This is a genomic window from Microbacterium resistens NBRC 103078 (assembly GCF_001552355.1).
Taxonomy (GTDB): Bacteria; Actinomycetota; Actinomycetes; order Actinomycetales; family Microbacteriaceae; genus Microbacterium; species Microbacterium resistens.
On sequence record NZ_BCRA01000023.1, the window covers coordinates 35,675 to 53,812 of the forward strand.

14 protein-coding genes and 1 pseudogene are annotated in these 18,138 nt (G+C 72.1%); 12 read left to right on the plus strand and 3 right to left on the minus strand.

Translation table 11 applies throughout. The annotated features are described in order from the left end of the window. Positions 1 to 65: 65 nt before the first annotated feature. A complete protein-coding gene (locus tag MR1_RS05090) occupies positions 66 to 1,103 on the minus strand; it encodes an aldo/keto reductase (RefSeq protein WP_067243656.1) in 1,038 nt (345 codons plus the stop codon). 195 nt (positions 1,104 to 1,298) lie between these two features. Then, entirely contained in the window at positions 1,299 to 3,575 is a 2,277-nt protein-coding gene (locus MR1_RS05095) for a polyribonucleotide nucleotidyltransferase (RefSeq protein WP_067243618.1), read from the minus strand. Between the two features lie 426 nt (positions 3,576 to 4,001). Between MR1_RS05095 and MR1_RS05100 the strand changes: the two genes are divergently transcribed. The 9 genes from MR1_RS05100 (at position 4,002) to MR1_RS05140 (ending at position 14,846) form a co-directional block, all read left to right on the plus strand. Further along, complete coding sequence (locus MR1_RS05100) at positions 4,002 to 5,063, plus strand: LacI family DNA-binding transcriptional regulator (protein WP_067243620.1); 1,062 nt, start codon at positions 4,002 to 4,004, stop codon at positions 5,061 to 5,063. A gap of 62 nt (positions 5,064 to 5,125) precedes the next feature. Continuing rightward, positions 5,126 to 6,004, plus strand: coding sequence for a carbohydrate ABC transporter permease (locus MR1_RS05105; RefSeq protein WP_255218096.1), 879 nt, complete (start codon positions 5,126 to 5,128; stop codon positions 6,002 to 6,004). Positions 6,005 to 6,006: 2 nt separating this feature from the next. Continuing rightward, entirely contained in the window at positions 6,007 to 6,834 is an 828-nt protein-coding gene (locus tag MR1_RS05110; protein WP_067243624.1) for a carbohydrate ABC transporter permease, read from the plus strand. Positions 6,835 to 6,875: 41 nt separating this feature from the next. Next, positions 6,876 to 8,150, plus strand: a complete 1,275-nt coding sequence (locus tag MR1_RS05115) for an ABC transporter substrate-binding protein (RefSeq protein ID WP_067243626.1) — start codon at positions 6,876 to 6,878, stop codon at positions 8,148 to 8,150. 91 nt (positions 8,151 to 8,241) lie between these two features. Beyond that, a complete protein-coding gene (locus MR1_RS05120; RefSeq protein ID WP_067243628.1) occupies positions 8,242 to 9,402 on the plus strand; it encodes an ADP-ribosylglycohydrolase family protein in 1,161 nt (386 codons plus the stop codon). Then, complete coding sequence (locus MR1_RS05125) at positions 9,399 to 10,790, plus strand: ADP-ribosylglycohydrolase family protein (RefSeq protein WP_067243630.1); 1,392 nt, start codon at positions 9,399 to 9,401, stop codon at positions 10,788 to 10,790. Before MR1_RS05120 ends, MR1_RS05125 begins: the two co-directional genes overlap by 4 nt. Continuing rightward, positions 10,787 to 12,769 carry an SUMF1/EgtB/PvdO family nonheme iron enzyme gene (locus MR1_RS05130; RefSeq protein WP_067243632.1) on the plus strand — a complete coding sequence of 661 codons (1,983 nt, stop codon included), beginning with the start codon at positions 10,787 to 10,789 and terminating at the stop codon, positions 12,767 to 12,769. The genes MR1_RS05125 and MR1_RS05130 overlap by 4 nt, the downstream gene beginning before the upstream one ends. Beyond that, the gene (locus tag MR1_RS05135) at positions 12,766 to 13,974 is read left to right on the plus strand and encodes a CaiB/BaiF CoA transferase family protein (RefSeq protein WP_067243635.1); all 1,209 of its coding nucleotides are present in this window, start codon (positions 12,766 to 12,768) and stop codon (positions 13,972 to 13,974) included. Before MR1_RS05130 ends, MR1_RS05135 begins: the two co-directional genes overlap by 4 nt. Further along, positions 13,971 to 14,846, plus strand: a complete 876-nt coding sequence (locus MR1_RS05140) for an HpcH/HpaI aldolase/citrate lyase family protein (RefSeq protein WP_067243637.1) — start codon at positions 13,971 to 13,973, stop codon at positions 14,844 to 14,846. Before MR1_RS05135 ends, MR1_RS05140 begins: the two co-directional genes overlap by 4 nt. Here MR1_RS05140 and MR1_RS05145 read toward each other — a convergent pair. Next, positions 14,843 to 16,777, minus strand: a complete 1,935-nt coding sequence (locus MR1_RS05145) for a GDSL-type esterase/lipase family protein (RefSeq protein ID WP_067243639.1) — start codon at positions 16,775 to 16,777, stop codon at positions 14,843 to 14,845. The two genes, MR1_RS05140 and MR1_RS05145, sit on opposite strands and share 4 nt — an antisense overlap. 139 nt (positions 16,778 to 16,916) lie before the next feature. Here MR1_RS05145 and MR1_RS05150 point away from each other — a divergent pair, with 139 nt between their 5' ends. The 3 genes and pseudogenes from MR1_RS05150 to MR1_RS05155 form a co-directional block, all read left to right on the plus strand. After that, positions 16,917 to 17,537: a DedA family protein gene (locus MR1_RS05150; protein WP_067243641.1), complete on the plus strand. Its 621-nt coding sequence runs from the start codon at positions 16,917 to 16,919 to the stop codon at positions 17,535 to 17,537. A 10-nt stretch (positions 17,538 to 17,547) separates the two neighbouring features. Next, the gene (locus tag MR1_RS19995; protein WP_169797652.1) at positions 17,548 to 17,724 is read left to right on the plus strand and encodes a DUF5302 domain-containing protein; all 177 of its coding nucleotides are present in this window, start codon (positions 17,548 to 17,550) and stop codon (positions 17,722 to 17,724) included. A 116-nt stretch (positions 17,725 to 17,840) separates the two neighbouring features. After that, positions 17,841 to 18,138, plus strand: a pseudogene (locus MR1_RS05155) (hypothetical protein); the annotation flags it as partial.

Sequence of the window (18,138 nt, forward strand, 5' to 3'; positions counted from 1 at the left end):
TTCCAGCCTACGTCACCCGCCCTCGGCGGCTCCGGAGGGTTTCGGGATGAGACGCTCTTCCGCCCTCAGCTGGCGGCGCGCGCCAGCTCCGCCAGCTGGGCACGGCTCAGGGCCACGCCCACGCCCTGCACGATCTCGTCGACGTGCTGGATCGAGAAGGCATTGACGATCGGCGCCACGACGGTCCGCTGGGCCAGCAGCCACGCGATCGACACCGCGGCGACGGGCACCTGCAGTTCCTCTGCGGTGAGATCCAGGGCGCGCAGCACCTTGATTCCCCGGCGGTTGATGTTGCTGCGCAGTTGCATGCCACGCACCCCATGACGCGCGTCCGCCTTCGACCGGTGCCGCCCGGACAGGAACCCGTGCTCCAGGGCATGCGACGGGGTGACGGCGAGGCCCTGTGCACCGGCGACCAGCCGGAGGTCGCCTTCGAAGACGGTTCGTCGCAGCATGTTGTACGGCTCGTCGATCGCCTCGATGCGCGGATAGCCCGCGGACGAGAGGATCCGCGCCTCGACGAGTCTCTCTGCGGAGAATCCGAACGCGCCCAGCGTGCCGACCTTGCCCGCGTCGACGAGCCATTCCGCCGTCGCGAGGGTGTCCTCCAGCGGGCTGCCGTCGTCCTGGCTCGCGTCGAGGTACAGCACGTCGATGCGCTCGACGCCGAGCCGTGTCAGTGATGCCTCGACGGCGCGCACGAGGTTGACCGAGCCCAGACCGGGGTTGTCCGGGTGCGCCCCGACGCGCACGGCGAGGACCGTCCGGTCCCGGCGCCCCCGCGTGCGCAGCCAGCGTCCGATGATGTGCTCGCTGCGCCCCGCGGCGAAGCTGTCCGCCGTGTGCACCGCGTTGCCGCCGATCTCGGCGTACCGATCCAGGATGGCCTCGCTGCTCGCGGTGTCGGTGTTCCACCCGAACTCCGCTCCGCCCAGCATGAGCGGGAAGACCTGCAGTCCGCCTTCCCCCAGCGGTACGCGCACGGCTTCGCCGATCCCGGGGCCGATCACGGGGATCGGCGCCGACGGGTGGACCATCGCTGCGCTCTCCTCCGCGGCCGGGCGCTCGGTGGCGCTGCCGGTGCCGACACTGAAGAGACGCATGCGTTCACCCCCGAATGCGATGCTGCGCTTGTCGCGCACCCCCCGGTGCGCACTTCCGAGCGTAGGGGAGGCATCGGACACTCCCGTTCATTGCGGCCAACGGCAGGCGAACTTCCCATAACGTTTCGGTCACAACAACGACGAAAGGCCCGTGTTGTCCCCCGTTCGGGGGACAACACGGGCCTTTCCGACGACTCAGTCCTCGGACGGCGCCTCCGCGGCGGCCTCGCCCTCGGCGGGGGCGTCGTCGAGCACCGGCTCGAGCGACAGCTTCCCGCGGTCGTCGATCTTCGTGATGCGCACGAGGATCTTCTGCCCGACGCCCAGCACGTCCTCGACGTTCTCGACGCGCTTGCCGCCGGCGAGCTTGCGCACCTCCGTGACGTGCAGCAGGCCGTCCTTGCCCGGCAGCAGCGAGATGAACGCGCCGAAGGTCGCGATCTTCACGACCGTGCCGAGGAACTGCTCGCCGACCTCAGGGTTGGTGGGGTTGGCGATCGCGTTCACCTGGGCACGGGCCGCCTCGGCCGAGGGGCCGTCGGTCGCGCCGATGTAGACGGTGCCGTCCTCCTCGATGGAGATCTGCGCGCCGGTCTCGTCCTGGATCGCGTTGATCGTCTTGCCCTTCGGACCGATCAGCTCGCCGATCTTGTCGACCGGGATCTGCACGCTGATCACGCGCGGCGCCGTCGGCGCCATCTCGTCGGGAGCGTCGATCGCGGCGTTCAGCACGCCGAGGATCGTGAGGCGCGCCTCCTTGGCCTGCGTCAGCGCGCCGGCGAGCACCTCCGAGGGGATGCCGTCGAGCTTCGTGTCGAGCTGGATCGCCGTGACGAACTCGCTCGTGCCCGCGACCTTGAAGTCCATGTCGCCCAGGGCGTCCTCGGCCCCGAGGATGTCGGTGAGGGCCGCGTAGCGGGTCTCACCGTCGACCTCGTCGGAGACCAGGCCCATCGCGATGCCGGCGACCGGCGCGCGCAGCGGCACACCCGCGTTCAGCAGCGACAGGGTGGACGCGCAGACCGAGCCCATCGAGGTCGACCCGTTCGACCCGAGCGCCTCGGAGACCTGGCGGATGGCGTACGGGAACTCCTCACGGCTGGGCAGCACCGGCACGAGGGCGCGCTCGGCGAGGAAGCCGTGCCCGATCTCGCGACGCTTCGGCGACCCGACGCGGCCGGTCTCACCGGTCGAGTAGGGCGGGAAGTTGTAGTGGTGCATGTACCGCTTGCTCGTCGTGGGCGAGAGCGAGTCGATCTGCTGCTCCATCTTGAGCATGTTCAGCGTGGTCACGCCCAGGATCTGGGTCTCGCCGCGCTGGAAGATCGCGGATCCGTGCACGCGAGGGATCACCTGCACCTCGGCGTCGAGCGGACGGATGTCCGCCAGGCCCCGGCCGTCGATGCGGACGCCCTCGGTGAGGATGCGCCCCCGGACGATCTTCTTGGTGACGGACTTGTACGCCGCCGAGAACTCGCCCAGCGCGGACTCGGGCAGATCCCCGGCCTCGACAGCGGCGGTCAGCTCGCCCTTGACGCGGTCCTTGATCGCGTCGTCGGCGTTCTGGCGCTCCTGCTTGTCGGCGATCTGATAGACGTCGTTCAGCTCGGCGAGGGCGCGCTCGGACACGAAGTCGTAGGTCGCCTGCTCGTACGGAAGGAAGACCGGGTAGACGCCCGGCTCCTTCGAGGCCGTCTCGGCGAGCTTCGCCTGCGCCTCGACGAGCTGCATGAGGAACGGCTTGGCCGCCTCGAGACCCTCGGCGACGACGGACTCGCTGGGCTTGGTCGCGCCGCCCTTGATGAGGTTCCAGCTGCCCTCGGTCGCCTCGGCCTCGACCATCATGATCGCGACGTCCTTCGAGCCGTCGGCCTTGGTCACGACGCGGCCGGCGACGACGAGGTCGAACACGGCCTCCTCGAGCTGCGCGGCGGTCGGGAACGCGATCCACTGGTCGGCGGTGTCGCCGTGACCCGGGATGAGCGCCAGGCGCACACCCGCGATCGGACCGGAGAACGGCAGACCAGAGATCTGCGTGGACGCCGAGGCGGCGTTGATCGCGAGCGCGTCGTAGAACTCGCCCGGCGCAATCGAGAGGACCGTGATAACGATCTGGACCTCGTTGCGCAGGCCGTCGACGAACGACGGGCGCAGCGGACGGTCGATCAGACGGCAGACGAGGATCGCCTCGGTCGAGGGACGGCCCTCGCGACGGAAGAACGATCCGGGGATCTTGCCCGCCGCGTAGGAGCGCTCCTCGACGTCGACGGTGAGCGGGAAGAAGTCGAAGCCCTCACGCGGGTGCTTGCCCGCGCTCGTGGCGGACAGGAGCATCGTCTCCTCGTCCAGATAGGCGGCGACCGCGCCCTGCGCCTGCTGGGCGAGGCGACCCGTCTCGAAACGGATCGTACGGGTGCCGAAGCGGCCGTTGTCGAGCACGGCCTCCGTGGCGGTGATTTCAGGACCTTCCAAGAGGTCTCTCCTTCTTTGTTTAGACTCGCCCTCCCGTGTGGAGTGCGAGCATCTCGAAGGAGCGGAGACGGGCAGATATGGGCGCACGGGAAGGACCCGCGTCATCCGCCTGCGCTGGCCACCAGTGGAAGGCCACCCGACGATCACCCGCCGGGGAGTCCACCACAGGGGACCAGCTTCCTGCCGACCCGCTCCGTGAAGGCTCCCTCGTGGCGAGAGAGCCCTGTTCAGTTGTGGATTCCGCAGAGGAATCCTCGTCCAGCCTAGCAGCAGGCCGCTCCGGCCCCACAGGCCGCCGGGCGGAACGATCTGGCGCCGTCACCGCCTTCCTGCTATGGTCCTTTTTGGAAACGTTTCCAAGATTCATCTGATCGAGTTTGGAAACGTTTCCGGAATCGGCCGATCAGCGCAGACGGAGGAACCGGCATGACCGAGAAGCCCACACGGGTCACGCTCGTGGAGGTGGCCGAGCGCGCCGGGGTCTCCTTGGGGTCGGCCTCCCGCGCGCTGCACGGCGGCGGCGCCAGCGACGTGATGGTCGAGCGCGTGCGCGCGGCCGCGGACGAGCTCGGGTACCGCCCCGACGCGAGCGGCCGATCGCTGCGGATGAAGCGCACCCAGCAGATCGCCTTCGCGGTGGCCGACATCGGCAACCCGGTGTACGTCGAGATGCTGTCGGCGATCCACTCGGCACTGGAGCCGCACGGCTACCGCGTCGTCGTGATGGGGACAGGACCGACCGCGCGCAGCAGCGCCGACCTCATCCGCAGTCTCAGCACGGGCATCGTCGATGCGATGATCATCGCGCCGCTGCGCACCGACGACGCCCTCGTGCAGGAGATCCGCGACGCCCCGGTGCCGATCGTCGTGATCGGACGCTCGCTCGCGGACGCGGGAATCGACTCCGTGTCGACCGACTCCGCCGAGGCGATCGGCATGGCCGTCCGCCATCTCGTGGGGATCGGACGCCGTCGGATCGCCTTCGTGAACGGCCCCCTGGACACCACGCCCGGCGAGGCCCGCCAGCGCGGCTTCGACACCGCCACCGTCGAGGGCTTCGGCGCCGAGCGGGGCGAGGTCGTGGTCGCCGAGGACTTCACCGTCGCCGCGGGCCTCGCGGCCACGAGTGCGCTGCTGGAGCGGAGCCGGGACGCCGGATCGCTCCCCGACGCCGTCGTCGCGGCGAACGACCTGCTGGCGATCGGAGCGATCCGGGCCGCCCGGAGGCTGGGGCTCTCGGTCCCCGAGGACCTCGCCGTGACCGGACTCGACGACACCGAGTTCGGCCGCGTCTTCCAGCCCAGCATCACGAGCGTCTCGCTCGGGACGACCCAGCGCGGCCTCGCCGCCGCGGAGCTGGTGCGCGAGCTCGTGGACCCGGAGCGCCCGGCCGTCCGGACGGCCGCCCAGATCCGCGTCGCCCCCGAACTGCGTGCCCGCGAATCCACCGGCGCGCCCGAGCCCGCATCGAGCGAGGAGGCCCGATGACCCCGACCGCGACGACCGATCCGCCCGTCAGGACTCGTCGGTCCCCCCGCCGGATCACCGGCATGGAACGGGCCCGCCGCCGCGAGGCCATCGCGCTCGTGATGCCGTCGCTGCTGCCGATCCTCGTCCTGAGCGTCGCGCCGCTCGTGGTCGGGATCGCTCTCGCGTTCACCGACGCGCGGCTGGTCCGTCGTCCGGAGTACACGTTCGTGGGAATCGACAACTTCCTCCGCCTGGCGGGCAACGGCTTCTTCTGGGAGTCGTTCCGCATCGGCATGGTGTGGGCGGTGTCGGTCACGCTGCTGCAACTGGTCGCCGCCATGGGGCTGGCGCTGCTGCTGAACTCCGACCTGCGCTTCCAGGGCCTGACGCGGGTCCTCGCTCTGATCCCGTGGGCGATGCCCCCGGTCGTCGTCGCGATCATGTGGCGGATGATCTACTCCCCCAACGCCGGCCCCCTCAATGCGTTCCTCGGGGCGCTGGGGCTCCCCGATGACACGAACTGGCTGGGCAGCTTCTCGCTCGCCCTCCCGGCCGTCGTGATCGTCGGGGTCTGGGTCGGGATGCCGCAGACCACCGTGACCCTGCTCGCCGGCCTCCAGCAGGTCCCGTCCGAGCTCTACGAAGCGGCATCGGTGGACGGCGCAGGGTCATGGCGGCGGTTCGCCACCGTGACGCTGCCGAGCCTGCGCCCCATCATCGTCTCGATCACGTCGCTGAACTTCATCTGGAACTTCAACTCGTTCTCGCTCGTCTACGTCCTGACCGAGGGCGGACCCGGCGGGAGGACCATGCTGCCGATGCTCTTCACCTACCTGGAGGCCTTCAAGAACCGCAACATCGGCTACGCCGCCGCGATGGGCGTCGTCCTCGTGGTCGTCGTGGTGGCCCTCCTGGCCCTGTTCCTGCGCTCGCAGTTCCGCGCCGAGAAGGAGAGCTGATCGTGAGGATCCTCGCCCGCACCGGTCAGTACGCGGCACTGGTGCTGTACATCGTCTTCCTCGGCTTCCCGTTGCTGTGGCTCATCTCCGCATCGCTGAAGTCGTCCGGCGAGCTGAACTCGCTGACCGTGAGCCTCATCCCCCGGGACTGGGCGTTCGACAACTACGGCCAGGCGCTGTCCAAGCAGGGACTCATCCGCTCAGCCGGCAACAGCGCCGTGGTCGCCCTGGCCTCGACCGCCCTGGTCGTGCTCATCGCCCTCCCCGCGTCCTACGTGCTGGCGCGCATCAAGGGCCGCATCCGGGTCACCGGCGTGGCATGGATCCTGGTGAGCCAGGTCTTCCCGGTGATCCTCATCATCCTCCCGCTGTTCCTGATCCTCCGCTCCATCGGGCTGACCGACAGCCTGGTGGGCCTGACCCTCGTGCACACGACGTACACGCTGCCGTTCGCACTGTGGATGCTGCAGGGCTACGTCGCGGCCATCCCGCTGGAGCTGGAGGAGGCGGGATCGATGGACGGCGCCAGCCGGCTGGACGTGCTGCGACGCATCGTGTTCCCGCTGCTCGCGCCCGGAGTGGTCGCCACCGCCATGTTCTCGTTCGTGTCGTCCTGGAACGAGTTCTTCTTCGCCCTGGTGCTGCTCCAGTCTCCGGAGAACTACACGCTGCCGATCACCCTGCAGATGTTCATCGGAGGCGAGGGCAAGGTCGCGCTCGGCCCGCTCGCCGCCGGCGCGGTCCTGGCCGCGATCCCCAGCATCGTCTTCTTCTCGATCATGCAGCGCAAGCTCGTCGGCGGCCTGATGGCCGGCGCGGTCAAGGGCTGACGAGAACGCCGTACCCCACGAAACCCCGAAAGGAAACGCTCATGAACACCCGTGGTGCATCCATCGCCGCATGCCTCGCGATCAGCGCTCTGGCCCTGGCGGGCTGCTCGTCGGCCGAGCCCGACTCCGACGGACCGGTCACGCTGACGTTCCAGTCCCTGTCGGATCAGCCGGCAGCCATCGCCGCTACCGAGGAGATCGTCGACTCCTGGAACACGGACAATCCCGAGGTCCAGGTCGAGATCGTCCAGGCCGGCTGGGACGGGATCTACGACAAGCTCATCACCCAGTTCAACGGCGGTGCCGCGCCGGACATCATCCACTACGAGGCGGCGGGCATCGTGCCCTTCGCCCGCGACGGCTATCTCGCCGATCTCGGCGAGCACATGTCCGACGAGCGACGCAAGGACATCCCCGAGGGTGTGCTCGACGCCGTGACCGTGGACGACGCCGTCGTCGCGTACCCGACGGAGCTGCAGTCGTACATGGTCTTCGCGAACAAGACGCTCCTGGATGCGGCCGGAGTCCAGATCCCCTCCGGCGACACCATGACCTGGGACGAGCTGCGCGAGATCGCCCGGGCGACGACCAAGGACGGGGCGTACGGGCTCGGATGGGGGCTGAAGAGCCCCACCGCCGCGTTCATGGCCATGGCCCCGCAGTTCGGCGGGGAGTACTTCGAGGGCTCCGGTGCGGACGCGTCCATCGTGGTCGGCGAGGGCGAGATGGCGCTGCCGGTTCTCGTGGACGAGATGGCCCACCAGGACAACTCGATCCTCCCCGTCAGTCTCACCCAGTCCGGCTCCGAGGTGCTCGCGTCGTTCTACGCCGGGCAGGTCGCGATGACCGTCCAGGGCTCCTTCCAGGCGGCCAACATCGCCAAGGACGCGCCGGAGGGCTTCGACTGGGTGGTGCTGCCCCCGCTGGAGGGCCCCGAGGGTCCGGACCAGGCGGCGAACCCGCAGACGCTGTCGGTGAACATCGACTCCGAGCACGTGCAGGAGGCCGCAGAGTTCATCGAGTACTTCACCGCCGCGGACAACCTCGCCGCGCTGAACAAGGCCGATGCGCTGATCCCGGCGACGACGTCGGCGCAGCAGGCGATGGCGGACGAGCTGGGCGCGGAGTCCGGCTGGGATCGCATCCTCGCATCGGGCCAGCACATGGCCTCGGCGCCCTACCTGTTCGCCGACGCCTTTGCGCAGTGGAAGGACACGGTCGCCACGCCCGCCTACCAGAAGTTCCTCGCGCAGGAGATCGACGCGGCACAGCTGGAGAAGGACCTGACCGACGGCTGGGATCAGATCACGAAGTGAACCGAGGTCGGCCGGGCCGCCCGGCCCGGCCGACCAGACCCGGACGGGTCGACGGCGCCATCCGCGCCGATGAGAGCAGCAGGGAGAACTGATGGACTGGCTCGAGGACCGATCGGTCGCCGTCATCACGGGTGCCGCGGTGGGCGACGCCCTCGGCGGCGCCGTGGAGGGGTGGACACCCGAGCAGATCGAGGAACGCCACGGAGGCCGGGTGACCGGCATCGTCGGACCGTGGTTCGAGAACTGGCGCGATGCCCGACCGATCGCGCCCTATCACAAGGGCGACGGGCACGTCACGGACGACACCCTGATGACCAGGGCGCTGGTGGAGGTCTACGCCAAGCGCCGCGCGCATCTCGACGCGTACGCCGTGGCCGAGGACCTCGTGCCGCTCATGATCGGCGAGCCGCGGTGGATCCCCGAGCTGGAGTCGACCGCCCTGCTGCTGCAGCGCGTGTTCCTCGCCGAGAAGTGGATCGTCGCCCGCCTCCACTACGGTCACGTGGATCCGCGCGAAGCGGGCGTGGGCAACATCGTCAACTGCGGCGCAGCGATGTACATCGCGCCCGTCGGCCTCGCCAACGCCGGGGACCCCGCCGCCGCCTATGCCGAGGCGATCGACGTCGCCGGGGCCCACCAGTCCAGCTACGGCAGGGAGGCCGCGGGCGTGTTCGCCGCCATGGTCGCCGCCGCGATCGCCCCCGGCGCCGTGCTGGACGACGTCGTCGGCGCCGGGCTCTCGCTCGCGCACGACGGCACCGCGGCGGCGCTCCGCGCGGTCGTCGACGTGTTCGGCTCCGGCGAGCACCGCCCTCAGGACGCCGCCGCGGAACGAGCGCTGGGCGCCCGCGTGCGGGACGTGGTCGCCCCCTTCGACTCGGTCGGCGACGCCTACCGGCAGATGGCGATGGACGCGCGTCGTCCCTCCCGCACGCGCTCGATCGAGGAGCTGCCCGCGGCGCTGGCCTTCGTGCTCGCGCACCGCGGCGACTTCCGCGGCGCCGTGCTCGGCGCCGTCAACTACGGACGGGACGCCGACTCGATCGCCGTCATGGCCGGGGCGATCTGCGCAGGTCTCGGCGGGACCGCGGTCGTGCCCGACGAATGGCTGGACCCCATCGAGGAGGCCAGCCGCATGGACATCCGCGCGACCGGGGTCCTCATGGCCTCCGCCGCGCGCGACATCCTCGCCGACGACCGCGCCCGCGCCGATCGTCGCGCTCGCGCCCTCGAGGAATGGGGGCAGGCGTGAGGCTCACCTGGGCGCAGCCGGAGGACCTCCTCCCCCACGAGCTGGTGCAGTCCGCCCGCGAGGGCCGCGAGGTCGCCGACATCCGCGAACGATGGGTCGCTGCGGGCGGCGACCCCGCCCCGGCCGTGAGCGGAGCGGGGCCCGTCCCCGCCTCGGATGAGCTGCGCAGGCTCGCGCGGGCGCTCCTCGCAGAGCTCGACGCGCGGCCCGTCCCGATCGATCCCGCCGAGCCCCAGGACGACGGCGGCATCGCCGCTCTCCTGCCTGACCCGCTCGCCCTGCCGTCGGTCCCGGAGGCCGACGTCCTGCGGGACCGGGTCGCCGGCGCCTGGACCGGACGGGCCGCGGGATGCCTTCTCGGCAAGCCGGTGGAGAAGATCCCGCGCGAGGGGATCGAGGAGATCCTCCGCACGACCGGGCGCTGGCCGCTGGACCGGTGGTTCACTGCCGTCGGCCTGCCGGACGATGTCGCCGCCCGCTGGCCGTGGAACCGCCGCAGCGCGCCCACGTCGCTGGAGGAGAACATCCACGGCATGCCGGAGGACGACGACCTCAACTACGCACTGCTCGCGCTCGGCATGCTGGAGGCGCACGGCGCCGCGCTGGAGACCGAGGACGTCGCCCGGTCCTGGCTGGACGCGCTGCCCGCCGGGCGGGTGTTCACGGCGGAGCGCGCGGCGTACCGGAACCTCCTGGACGCCGTGCCGGTGACCGCCACCGCCACCACCCGCAACCCCTTCCGGGAGTGGATCGGCGCCCTCATCCGCGCCGACGTCTACGGCTGGGCCCACCCGGGGGATGTGCGCGAGGCCGCACGCCTCGCCGGGATCGACGCCCGGCTCAGCCACACCCGCAACGGACTCTACGGCGCACGGTGGGCCGCGGCTCTCGGTGCGGCGGCCCTCGTCGCGGACGACGTCCGGACCGTGCTCGACGCCGCCGATCGTGTCCTCCCCCCGGACAGCGCGCTTGCCGCCGCCGTCCGCCGCGGTCGCGCCCTGGGAGCCGACGGGGACGCCTCGGAGCCCGCGGTCCGGGCGGCCCTCGACGCGCTGCACGCCGAGTACGGGCACCTGCACTGGGTGCACGTGCTGAACAACGCCGCCGTCATCGCCTACGCGCTGGAGGCCGGCCGCGGCGACCTCGGCACCAGCATCGCCATCGCCGTCACCGCGGGCTGGGACACCGACTCCGCCGGAGCGACCGTGGGCGCCGTCGTCGGGGCGGTCCGCGGCGCCTCGGGCATCGATTCGCGCTGGGCCTCGCCCCTGGACGGACGGATCGCGACCTCGCTGCCCGGCGGCGAGCAGCGCATCGACGACCTCGTCGACCGCACGCTCGCCATGATCGCCTCGCCCTCGGGTCAGACGGCAGGGGAGCGCTCATGACGTACGCCTTCGACCCCCTCGTCCCCCGCGATATCGACCGCCCCTCGCCCGTGGACGTCACCCGTCCGCTCGACGAGGAGGCCTCGCTCGCGATGGACGAGGCCAAGATCTTCGCCGCCCCTGCGGACCCCGCCGAGCGGCCCGCCTGGCGACGGAGGCTCCACGAGTGGCGCGACGACTCGCGCCGCCGACACGCCTACCGTGGCGAACGCTACGCGCACCCCGACGCGCGCTGGGCGGCCGGATGCTCCACGGTCGCGCAGGTCTGGCTCTGGGACGAGCTGCTGTTCGATTTCGCGGCGCAGCGGTTCACGCCCGAGCGCTTCGTCGCGGACGCCCGGGAGCGCTTCGGCGGCCTCGACGCGGTCGTCCTCTGGCACGCCTACCCCGTGATCGGGATCGACGAGCGCAACCAGTGGGACTTCTACCGCGACGTCCCCGGCCTCACCGACCTGGTCGAGGACCTCCATCGTGCCGGGCTCCGCGTCTTCGTCGACTACAACCCCTGGGACACCGGCACCCGCCGGGGCCGGGACGACGCGACCGAGCTCGCCGCGCTCGTGGCCGACCTCGGCGCCGACGGGGTCTTCCTGGACACCCTGAAGAAGGCGGATCCGGAACTCGTGGCCCGGCTTGACGAGGCCCGCCCCGGGATCGTGCTGGAGGGCGAGTCCAAGCTCGCCGTGGCACGCATCGAGGACCATGCCGCGTCCTGGGCGCAGTTCTTCGCGGACTCGGACGTGCCCGGCGTGCTGCGCGCCCACTGGTACGAGCGACGCCACATGCAGCATCACATCCGGCGCTGGCACCGCGACCACTCCGAGGAGCTGCAGTCCGCGTGGCTCAACGGCGTCGGGGTGATGGTGTGGGAGGTCGTCTTCGGCGTGTGGGTGGGCTGGTCCGCGCGCGACAGTGCGACCGTGCGCCGGATGGTGCGGATCCAGCGCGCGGCGCGGGAACTGCTGATCGAGGGCGACTGGACCCCGCTGGCGCCGCTGTCGGACGCGGCCGAGGAGGCCGGCGTGTACGCGTCGCTCTGGGAGCGGGGCGGGGTCCGTCTGTGGACCGTGGTCAACCGCGGCGACCACGAATGGACCGGACCTCTGCTCTCCGGCGCGTCCTCGCCGGTCGTCACCGTCCCCGGCCGCGGCATCGCGGCGGTGGCCGAGGCAGACGACGAGTCCCCGGACTGGTGGCCGGGACTGGCGCGGGCGATCGCCGAGGCGGAACGCGACCGAGACGACGATGCCCGTTTCCCGCACCGGCCCGCGCGGCGGATCGCCCCACCCGCTCTTCCCCGGGACGATGACGCCCCGGGGCCGGGCCCCGGCGTCGATCTGCCCGAAGGCCCGTACGCCCTCACCGTCCGGTACCGGGCACGGGAGACCGGCATGTACCAGGGCGCGCCGTACGTCGACGAGTGGAAGCCGCTGCCGCCTCGGCTGCACGACGCCCGCACGCTGCAGCGCGAGGGCCTGCTCGCCGGTCGCGTGCGCGTGGCCGCCACCGAGGTCACCGCCGGGGAGTTCCGGAGGTTCGTCGAGGAGTCCGGCTACCGGCCTCTCGTGCCGACGCGGTTCGCGGGCGACGAGGGCGATCCCGACGCTCCTGCCGTTCTCGTGGACCTGGAGGACGCCCGTGCCTACTGCGCCTGGCGAGGTGGTCGCCTGCCGACCGAGGACGAATGGCAGCTGGCCGCCGACGACCCCGGGTTCCGCCGCAGCGAGCCGGCCGTCTGGAACTGGACCGAGAGCGAGCACAGCGACGGGCGCACCCGCTTCGTCATGCTCAAGGGCGGGAGCGATCGGGGCGCGACGGGCTCGGGCTGGTACGTGGAGCAGGGACGACAGAGCGCCGACTATGCGGTGAAGCTCCTGCGACCGGGACTCGGGCTGGGCCGCAGCACCGCGATCGGGTTCCGGTGCGCCTGGGACCTCGACGAGAACGTGGCCCCGCACGAGGACGAGGAGGAGCGATGAGCGTCACGACGGACCCGTCGCGGGGACCTCTCGCCGGTCTCCGCGTGATCGACGCGGCCACGCTGTTCGCCGGGCCGATGGCCGCGATGCACCTCGGCGACCTGGGTGCCGAGGTCGTCAAGGTGGAGCACCCGCGTCGCCCGGATCCCGCACGCACGCACGGCGTGGCCAAGGACGGCGTCAACCTCTGGTGGAAGACGCTGGGACGCAACAAGCGCACCGTCACGGCCGACCTGTCCACGCCGGGCGGCCGGGAGGTGATGCTCGCTCTGGCCGCGGAGGCGGACGTCGTCATCGAGAACTTCCGCCCCGGCACCCTGGAGCGGTGGGGTCTCGACTACGACACGCTGGCCTCGGCGAACGAGCGACTCGTCCTCGCGCGCGTCAGCGGCTTCGGACAGATCGGCCCCTACCGGTCCCGGCCCGGCTTCGGCACCCTCGCCGAGGCGATGAGCGGGTTCGCGGCCATGACCGGGGAGCCCGACGGACCGCCCACGCTGCCCCCGTTCGGTCTCGCCGACGGGGTGGCCTCGCTCGCCACCGCCTTCGCGATCATGGTCGCCCTGTCCACGCGCGATCGCACCGGCCGGGGCGAGGTGGTCGACCTCGCGATCATCGAGCCCATCCTGGCCATGCTCGGGCCGCAGATCACCCGGTGGGACCAGCGCGGCGACGTGCATCCGCGCACCGGCAACCGCACCAGCAACAACGCGCCGCGCAACACCTACCGCACGCGCGACGGGCTGTGGGTCGCCGTGTCCACCTCGGCCCAGTCCATCGCCGAACGGGTGATGGAGCTCGTGGGTCGGCCCGACCTCATCGCGCAGCCCTGGTTCGCGACCGGGGTCGAACGCGCCGCGCACGCCGACGAGCTGGACGAGGCCGTGGGCACGTGGATCGCCGCGCACGACCGCGATGACGTCGTGGAACGGTTCGCGCAGGCGCAGGCCGCCGTCGCACCGATCTACGACGCCTCGGACATCGTCGACGATCCGCAGTTCCAGGCCCTCGGCACGATCCACCCGATCACCGATCCGGAGCTCGGCCCCCTGCGGATGCAGGGCCCGCTGTTCCGATTGTCCGGGTACGACGCGGTCATCGCGCACACCGGCAGGGCGCACGGCGCCGATACCGACGCGGTGCTCGCGGAGCGGGGGTTCTCGCCGGAACGGATCGCGGCGCTGCGCGAGGAGGGGGCGATATGACCCCCGAGGATGCCCCGCCCGTGCTCACGCTGCTCTACGCCGGCGGGGATCACGAGGACCGGGTCCGCAAGGCGTGGGCGTCCGGAGCCGATGTCGTGATCGTGGATCTCGAGGACGCGGTGGCGCCGTCGCGCAAGGCGGCGGCGCGGCGCACGCTCGGGGTACTGTGCGCCGAGCTGCCCGCCCGGCCGGTCCAGGTGCGGATCACCGCAGAGGGATCCCCGTGGCACGATGCCGACCTCGACGCGGTGCGCGCGCTCCCGCCGGGCGTCGAGGTCCGGGTCCCCAAGCTGGAGTCCGCCGCCCAGGTCCAACGGCTCGCGGCCGCGCTGCCCGAGCGTCGCCTGCATCTGCTCGTGGAGAGCGCCCTCGGTGTCGAGCGGGCGTACGAGATCGCTGCGGCGGACCCCGCCGTCGCATCGATCGGCCTGGGCGAGGCGGACCTGCGCGGCGACCTCGGCGTTGCCGACGACAGGGCCCTGCTCTGGGCGCGCAGCCGCATCGTGGTGGCCGCGCGCGCCGCGGGTCTGCCCTCTCCGGCGATGTCGGTGTACGCCCACACCCGGGATCTGCGGGGCCTCGCGGCCTCCTGCGCCGAGGGCCGGGCCCTGGGCTTCCTGGGCCGCGCGGCGATCCACCCCGTTCAGCTCGACACCATCCGGGACGCCTTCGTCCCGGATGCGGAGGAGGCCGCCCGTGCCCGGGCGGTGCTCGCCAGGGTCGCGGAGGCGGCGGATGCCGGCGAGGGCGCGCTCGCGCTGCCGGACGGCACCTTCCTCGACGCGGCGATGGTCACCGGAGCGCGCCGTACCGTCCTGCTCGCCGAACGCGCGCAGACCACGGGAACGACCCGCCCCGCGGCGTCCCGCTAGACCTCGGCCCCCTCGCGCATCTGCGCGGAGCGCCCGAGCCACACGTAGTCGTCGTGCTTCGCCCGGCGTCCGTCCCCCGCGGCCTTCCCGCGCAGGCGGCGCCACACCCACGGCAGCGCGTGCCTGCGCCACCACTGGCCCCTGGTCAGCCGCTCGTGCTCGTGCAGGACCTCGTCCAGCGCTCCGAGCGCGTCCGCGTGCGGCACCCCGAGAGCGTCGCCGACCCGATAGGCGAGGAAGCGATGCCCCCGCGAGGACAGGTGAACCAGGTCCTCCCCCCAGTTCGCGCGCTCGCCGAGCTGCGGGACGAGATCGGTGTCGATGAGGATCGCCCCGGTGCGCTCTGCGACCCCGCCCAGGGCGCTCGCGAACGCCGCGAAACGGCGTGCGTAGATCGCCGACTCCGCGCGTCGGGGAAGGAACGGCGTGACCAGCACCACGTCGGCGCCGTCCGCCCGCAGCTGCGAGACGGCCTCCTCCAGCCGGCGCGCCAGACGCGGGACGTCGACCCGCTGCTTCACGAGGTCGTTGGCGCCGACGAGGATCGACACGAGGTCCGGCTTCAGCGCCCGCGCGCGCGGCAGCTGGACGTCGCACACGTCCTCCACCCGCTTGGAGCGGATCGCGAGGTTGGCGTAGTGGAGACCGCCGCGCGCCGCAAGGAGCAGCGCCATGCGGTCCGCCCAGCCTCTCAGGGAGCCGTCCGGGGCGGGATCGCACAGCCCTTCGGTCAGCGAGTCGCCGAGGGCGACGTAGCGCCGCCACCCCGGAGCCGCCGCGACGCGACGCGACGGAAGCTCCGGTCGCCGCTCGCGCGGGGCCCGTGCCGAGGCGTCCGCCGCGCGCAGGACGGCCGCCTCCTCGAAGTGCGCCAGCAGCTCATCGCACACGACGGTCCACGAGCGCCCTTCGACCGCGGCCCGACCGGCGTCGCCGAAGACCCGTCGCCGCCCCGCGTCGGCGACCAGATCCGAGACCCTGCCGCGGAGATCGTCGAGATCCCCCGGCCGGTAGAGCCAGCCGTCGACGCCATGGCGCACGAGATCCCGCGGCCCGCCCCGCCCCGTGGCGACCACCGGCACCCCGCTCGCCTGCGCCTCCTGCAGCGTCTGCCCGAACGTCTCGCTCTCCCCGGGGTGGACGAAGACGTCGAAGGAGGCCATCGTCTCCGCCAGAACCGTGCCCGACAGGTGCCCGAGGAACGCGGCGTCGGGGAGCAGCGCCTGCAGCCGCGGCCGGGACGGCCCGTCCCCCACGATCACCAGACGGACTCCGGGCATCCCCGAGAGCACCCGCAGGTCCTCGACCTGCTTCTCCGGGGCGAGGCGACCGACGTAGCCGACCACGATCTCCCCGTGCGCGGCCGGACGCCGTCGGGACGGATGGAAGCGCTCGGCGTCGACGCCCCGCCCCCATCGGCGCACACGGTCCACGCCCAGCCGCGCGAGCTGATGCGCCGACTCGGACGACGGGGCGAGGGTGAGGGTCGCCCGGCGGTGCAGGCGCGCGATGTGCGCCTCGGCGAGCGCGGTGGTGAGAGCCACGCCGTAGCGCGCCGTGTACGCCGCGACATCGGTCTGGTAGGCGGCGACGGCGGGCACACCGAGTCGCTCCGCCGCCAGCACGCCGCGCCATCCCAGCGCGAACGGCGACGCGAGGTGGACGACGTCGGGAGCGAACCGCTCCAGCGCGCGGGTCACCCGGAGGGTGGTGGACGCCCCGACGCGGACGGAGCGATAGCCGGGAAGCGCCATGCTGGGGATCGCCTCGACCGTGGCGTGTCCGGACCGTCGCGGCATCTCGCGCGCCGCCGGGGCGATCACGTGGGCCTCGTGGCCCGTGCGCTCCAGATGACGGAGGATCTGCAGCACGGAACCGGTCACGCCGTTCATGTGCGGGAGGAAGGATTCGGTGACGATCGCTACTCTCACGGTCTCAGGATGGCGGGGCGGATGCGCCCCGGACGCGCGAAACCGGCCGGATCGCCCAGTGTTCACCGGATGCATGCGCGCCGGACACCGGCTATCCGCCCGTTGGTTTCCGTTCACCCGGCGCGACGACAGTGGATCCGTGCTTCCCGAGGGATTGGACGCCGTGCTCACCGGTCCGTGGGGACTGGCGCTCATGGCGCTGCTGGTCGTGGGCGACGCCTTCTTCGTCGTCGTGCCCGGCGAGATCGCGGTGACGGCGCTCGGCGCGCTCGCGGTGTCGCACGGCTCGCCCGCGCTGTGGGCGGTCGTCCTCTGCGCTGCGGCAGCCGCCGCCGTCGGCGACGTGGCCTGCTATCTCATCGGACGCGGCGTCGGGGTCGAGCGGTGGCGGTGGATGCGCACGCGCCGGGTCCGGGCGGCATTGGAGTGGGCGCGCGGCCGCCTGGACCGAGGGACCGCCACGGTGCTGTTCACCGCCCGGTTCGTCCCCTTCGCCCGGTTGGCGGTCAACCTCGTCGCCGGCGCGTCCCGGATCCACCCGCCGCGGTACCTGGGACTGGTGGTCCTCGCGGCGACAGGGTGGGCGGCCTACCAGGCGGCGATCGGAGCGGCGATCGCCGCGATCGTCCCGGGCGGGCCGCTGGTGGCGATCGTGGTGTCCGTGGCGCTGGCGGTCGGGATCGGCCTCCTGATCGACGTCGCCGTCACGGGAGCGCGGCGCGCCCGACGGCCCTCCCCTCCGCGGCGGGGCGAACAGTAGGCTGGCGCGCATGAGTACCGAAGACAATGCCGTCCCCTCTGAGGAGATGAAGCGCAAGTTCAAGGAGGCGCTCGAGAAGAAGAACGCGCGGCATCGCAACGGCGAGGCGCACCTCGACGGCGACTCCGCCGTCCACGCGACCGCCGCCCCGCAGATGAAGCGCGAGTTCCGACGCAAGAGCGGCTGAGACACCGTCGGCGAGGAGGGAGGACCGGTCCGTCCGGTCCTCCCTCCTCTCTGTCTCCGGCGGACGGCGAGCGACCCGGGTGGCGATCCGCGCACGGGAGGATTAGCGTCGAGCGGGTGAGCACTGCACGATCGATCGCCCGCGGGCGTCACGCGCGCGCCGTCGGAGCGCGCCTGGCGAGCGCGCTCGTGCTCGCGGCCGGGCTCCTCGTCGCCGCCCCCGTGGCCGGGCACGCCGAGGACTATCCGACGTGGGAGGACGTGCAGAGCGCCCGCGGCGACGAGCAGGCGACCCAGGCGCAGATCACGCGGATCGAGACGGCGCTGAGCGCTGCGCAGTCGCAGGCCGCCACCACTTCGCGGACCGCCCTCGACGCCGCCACCGCCGCGAAGACCGCACGCGCCGAGGCCGACG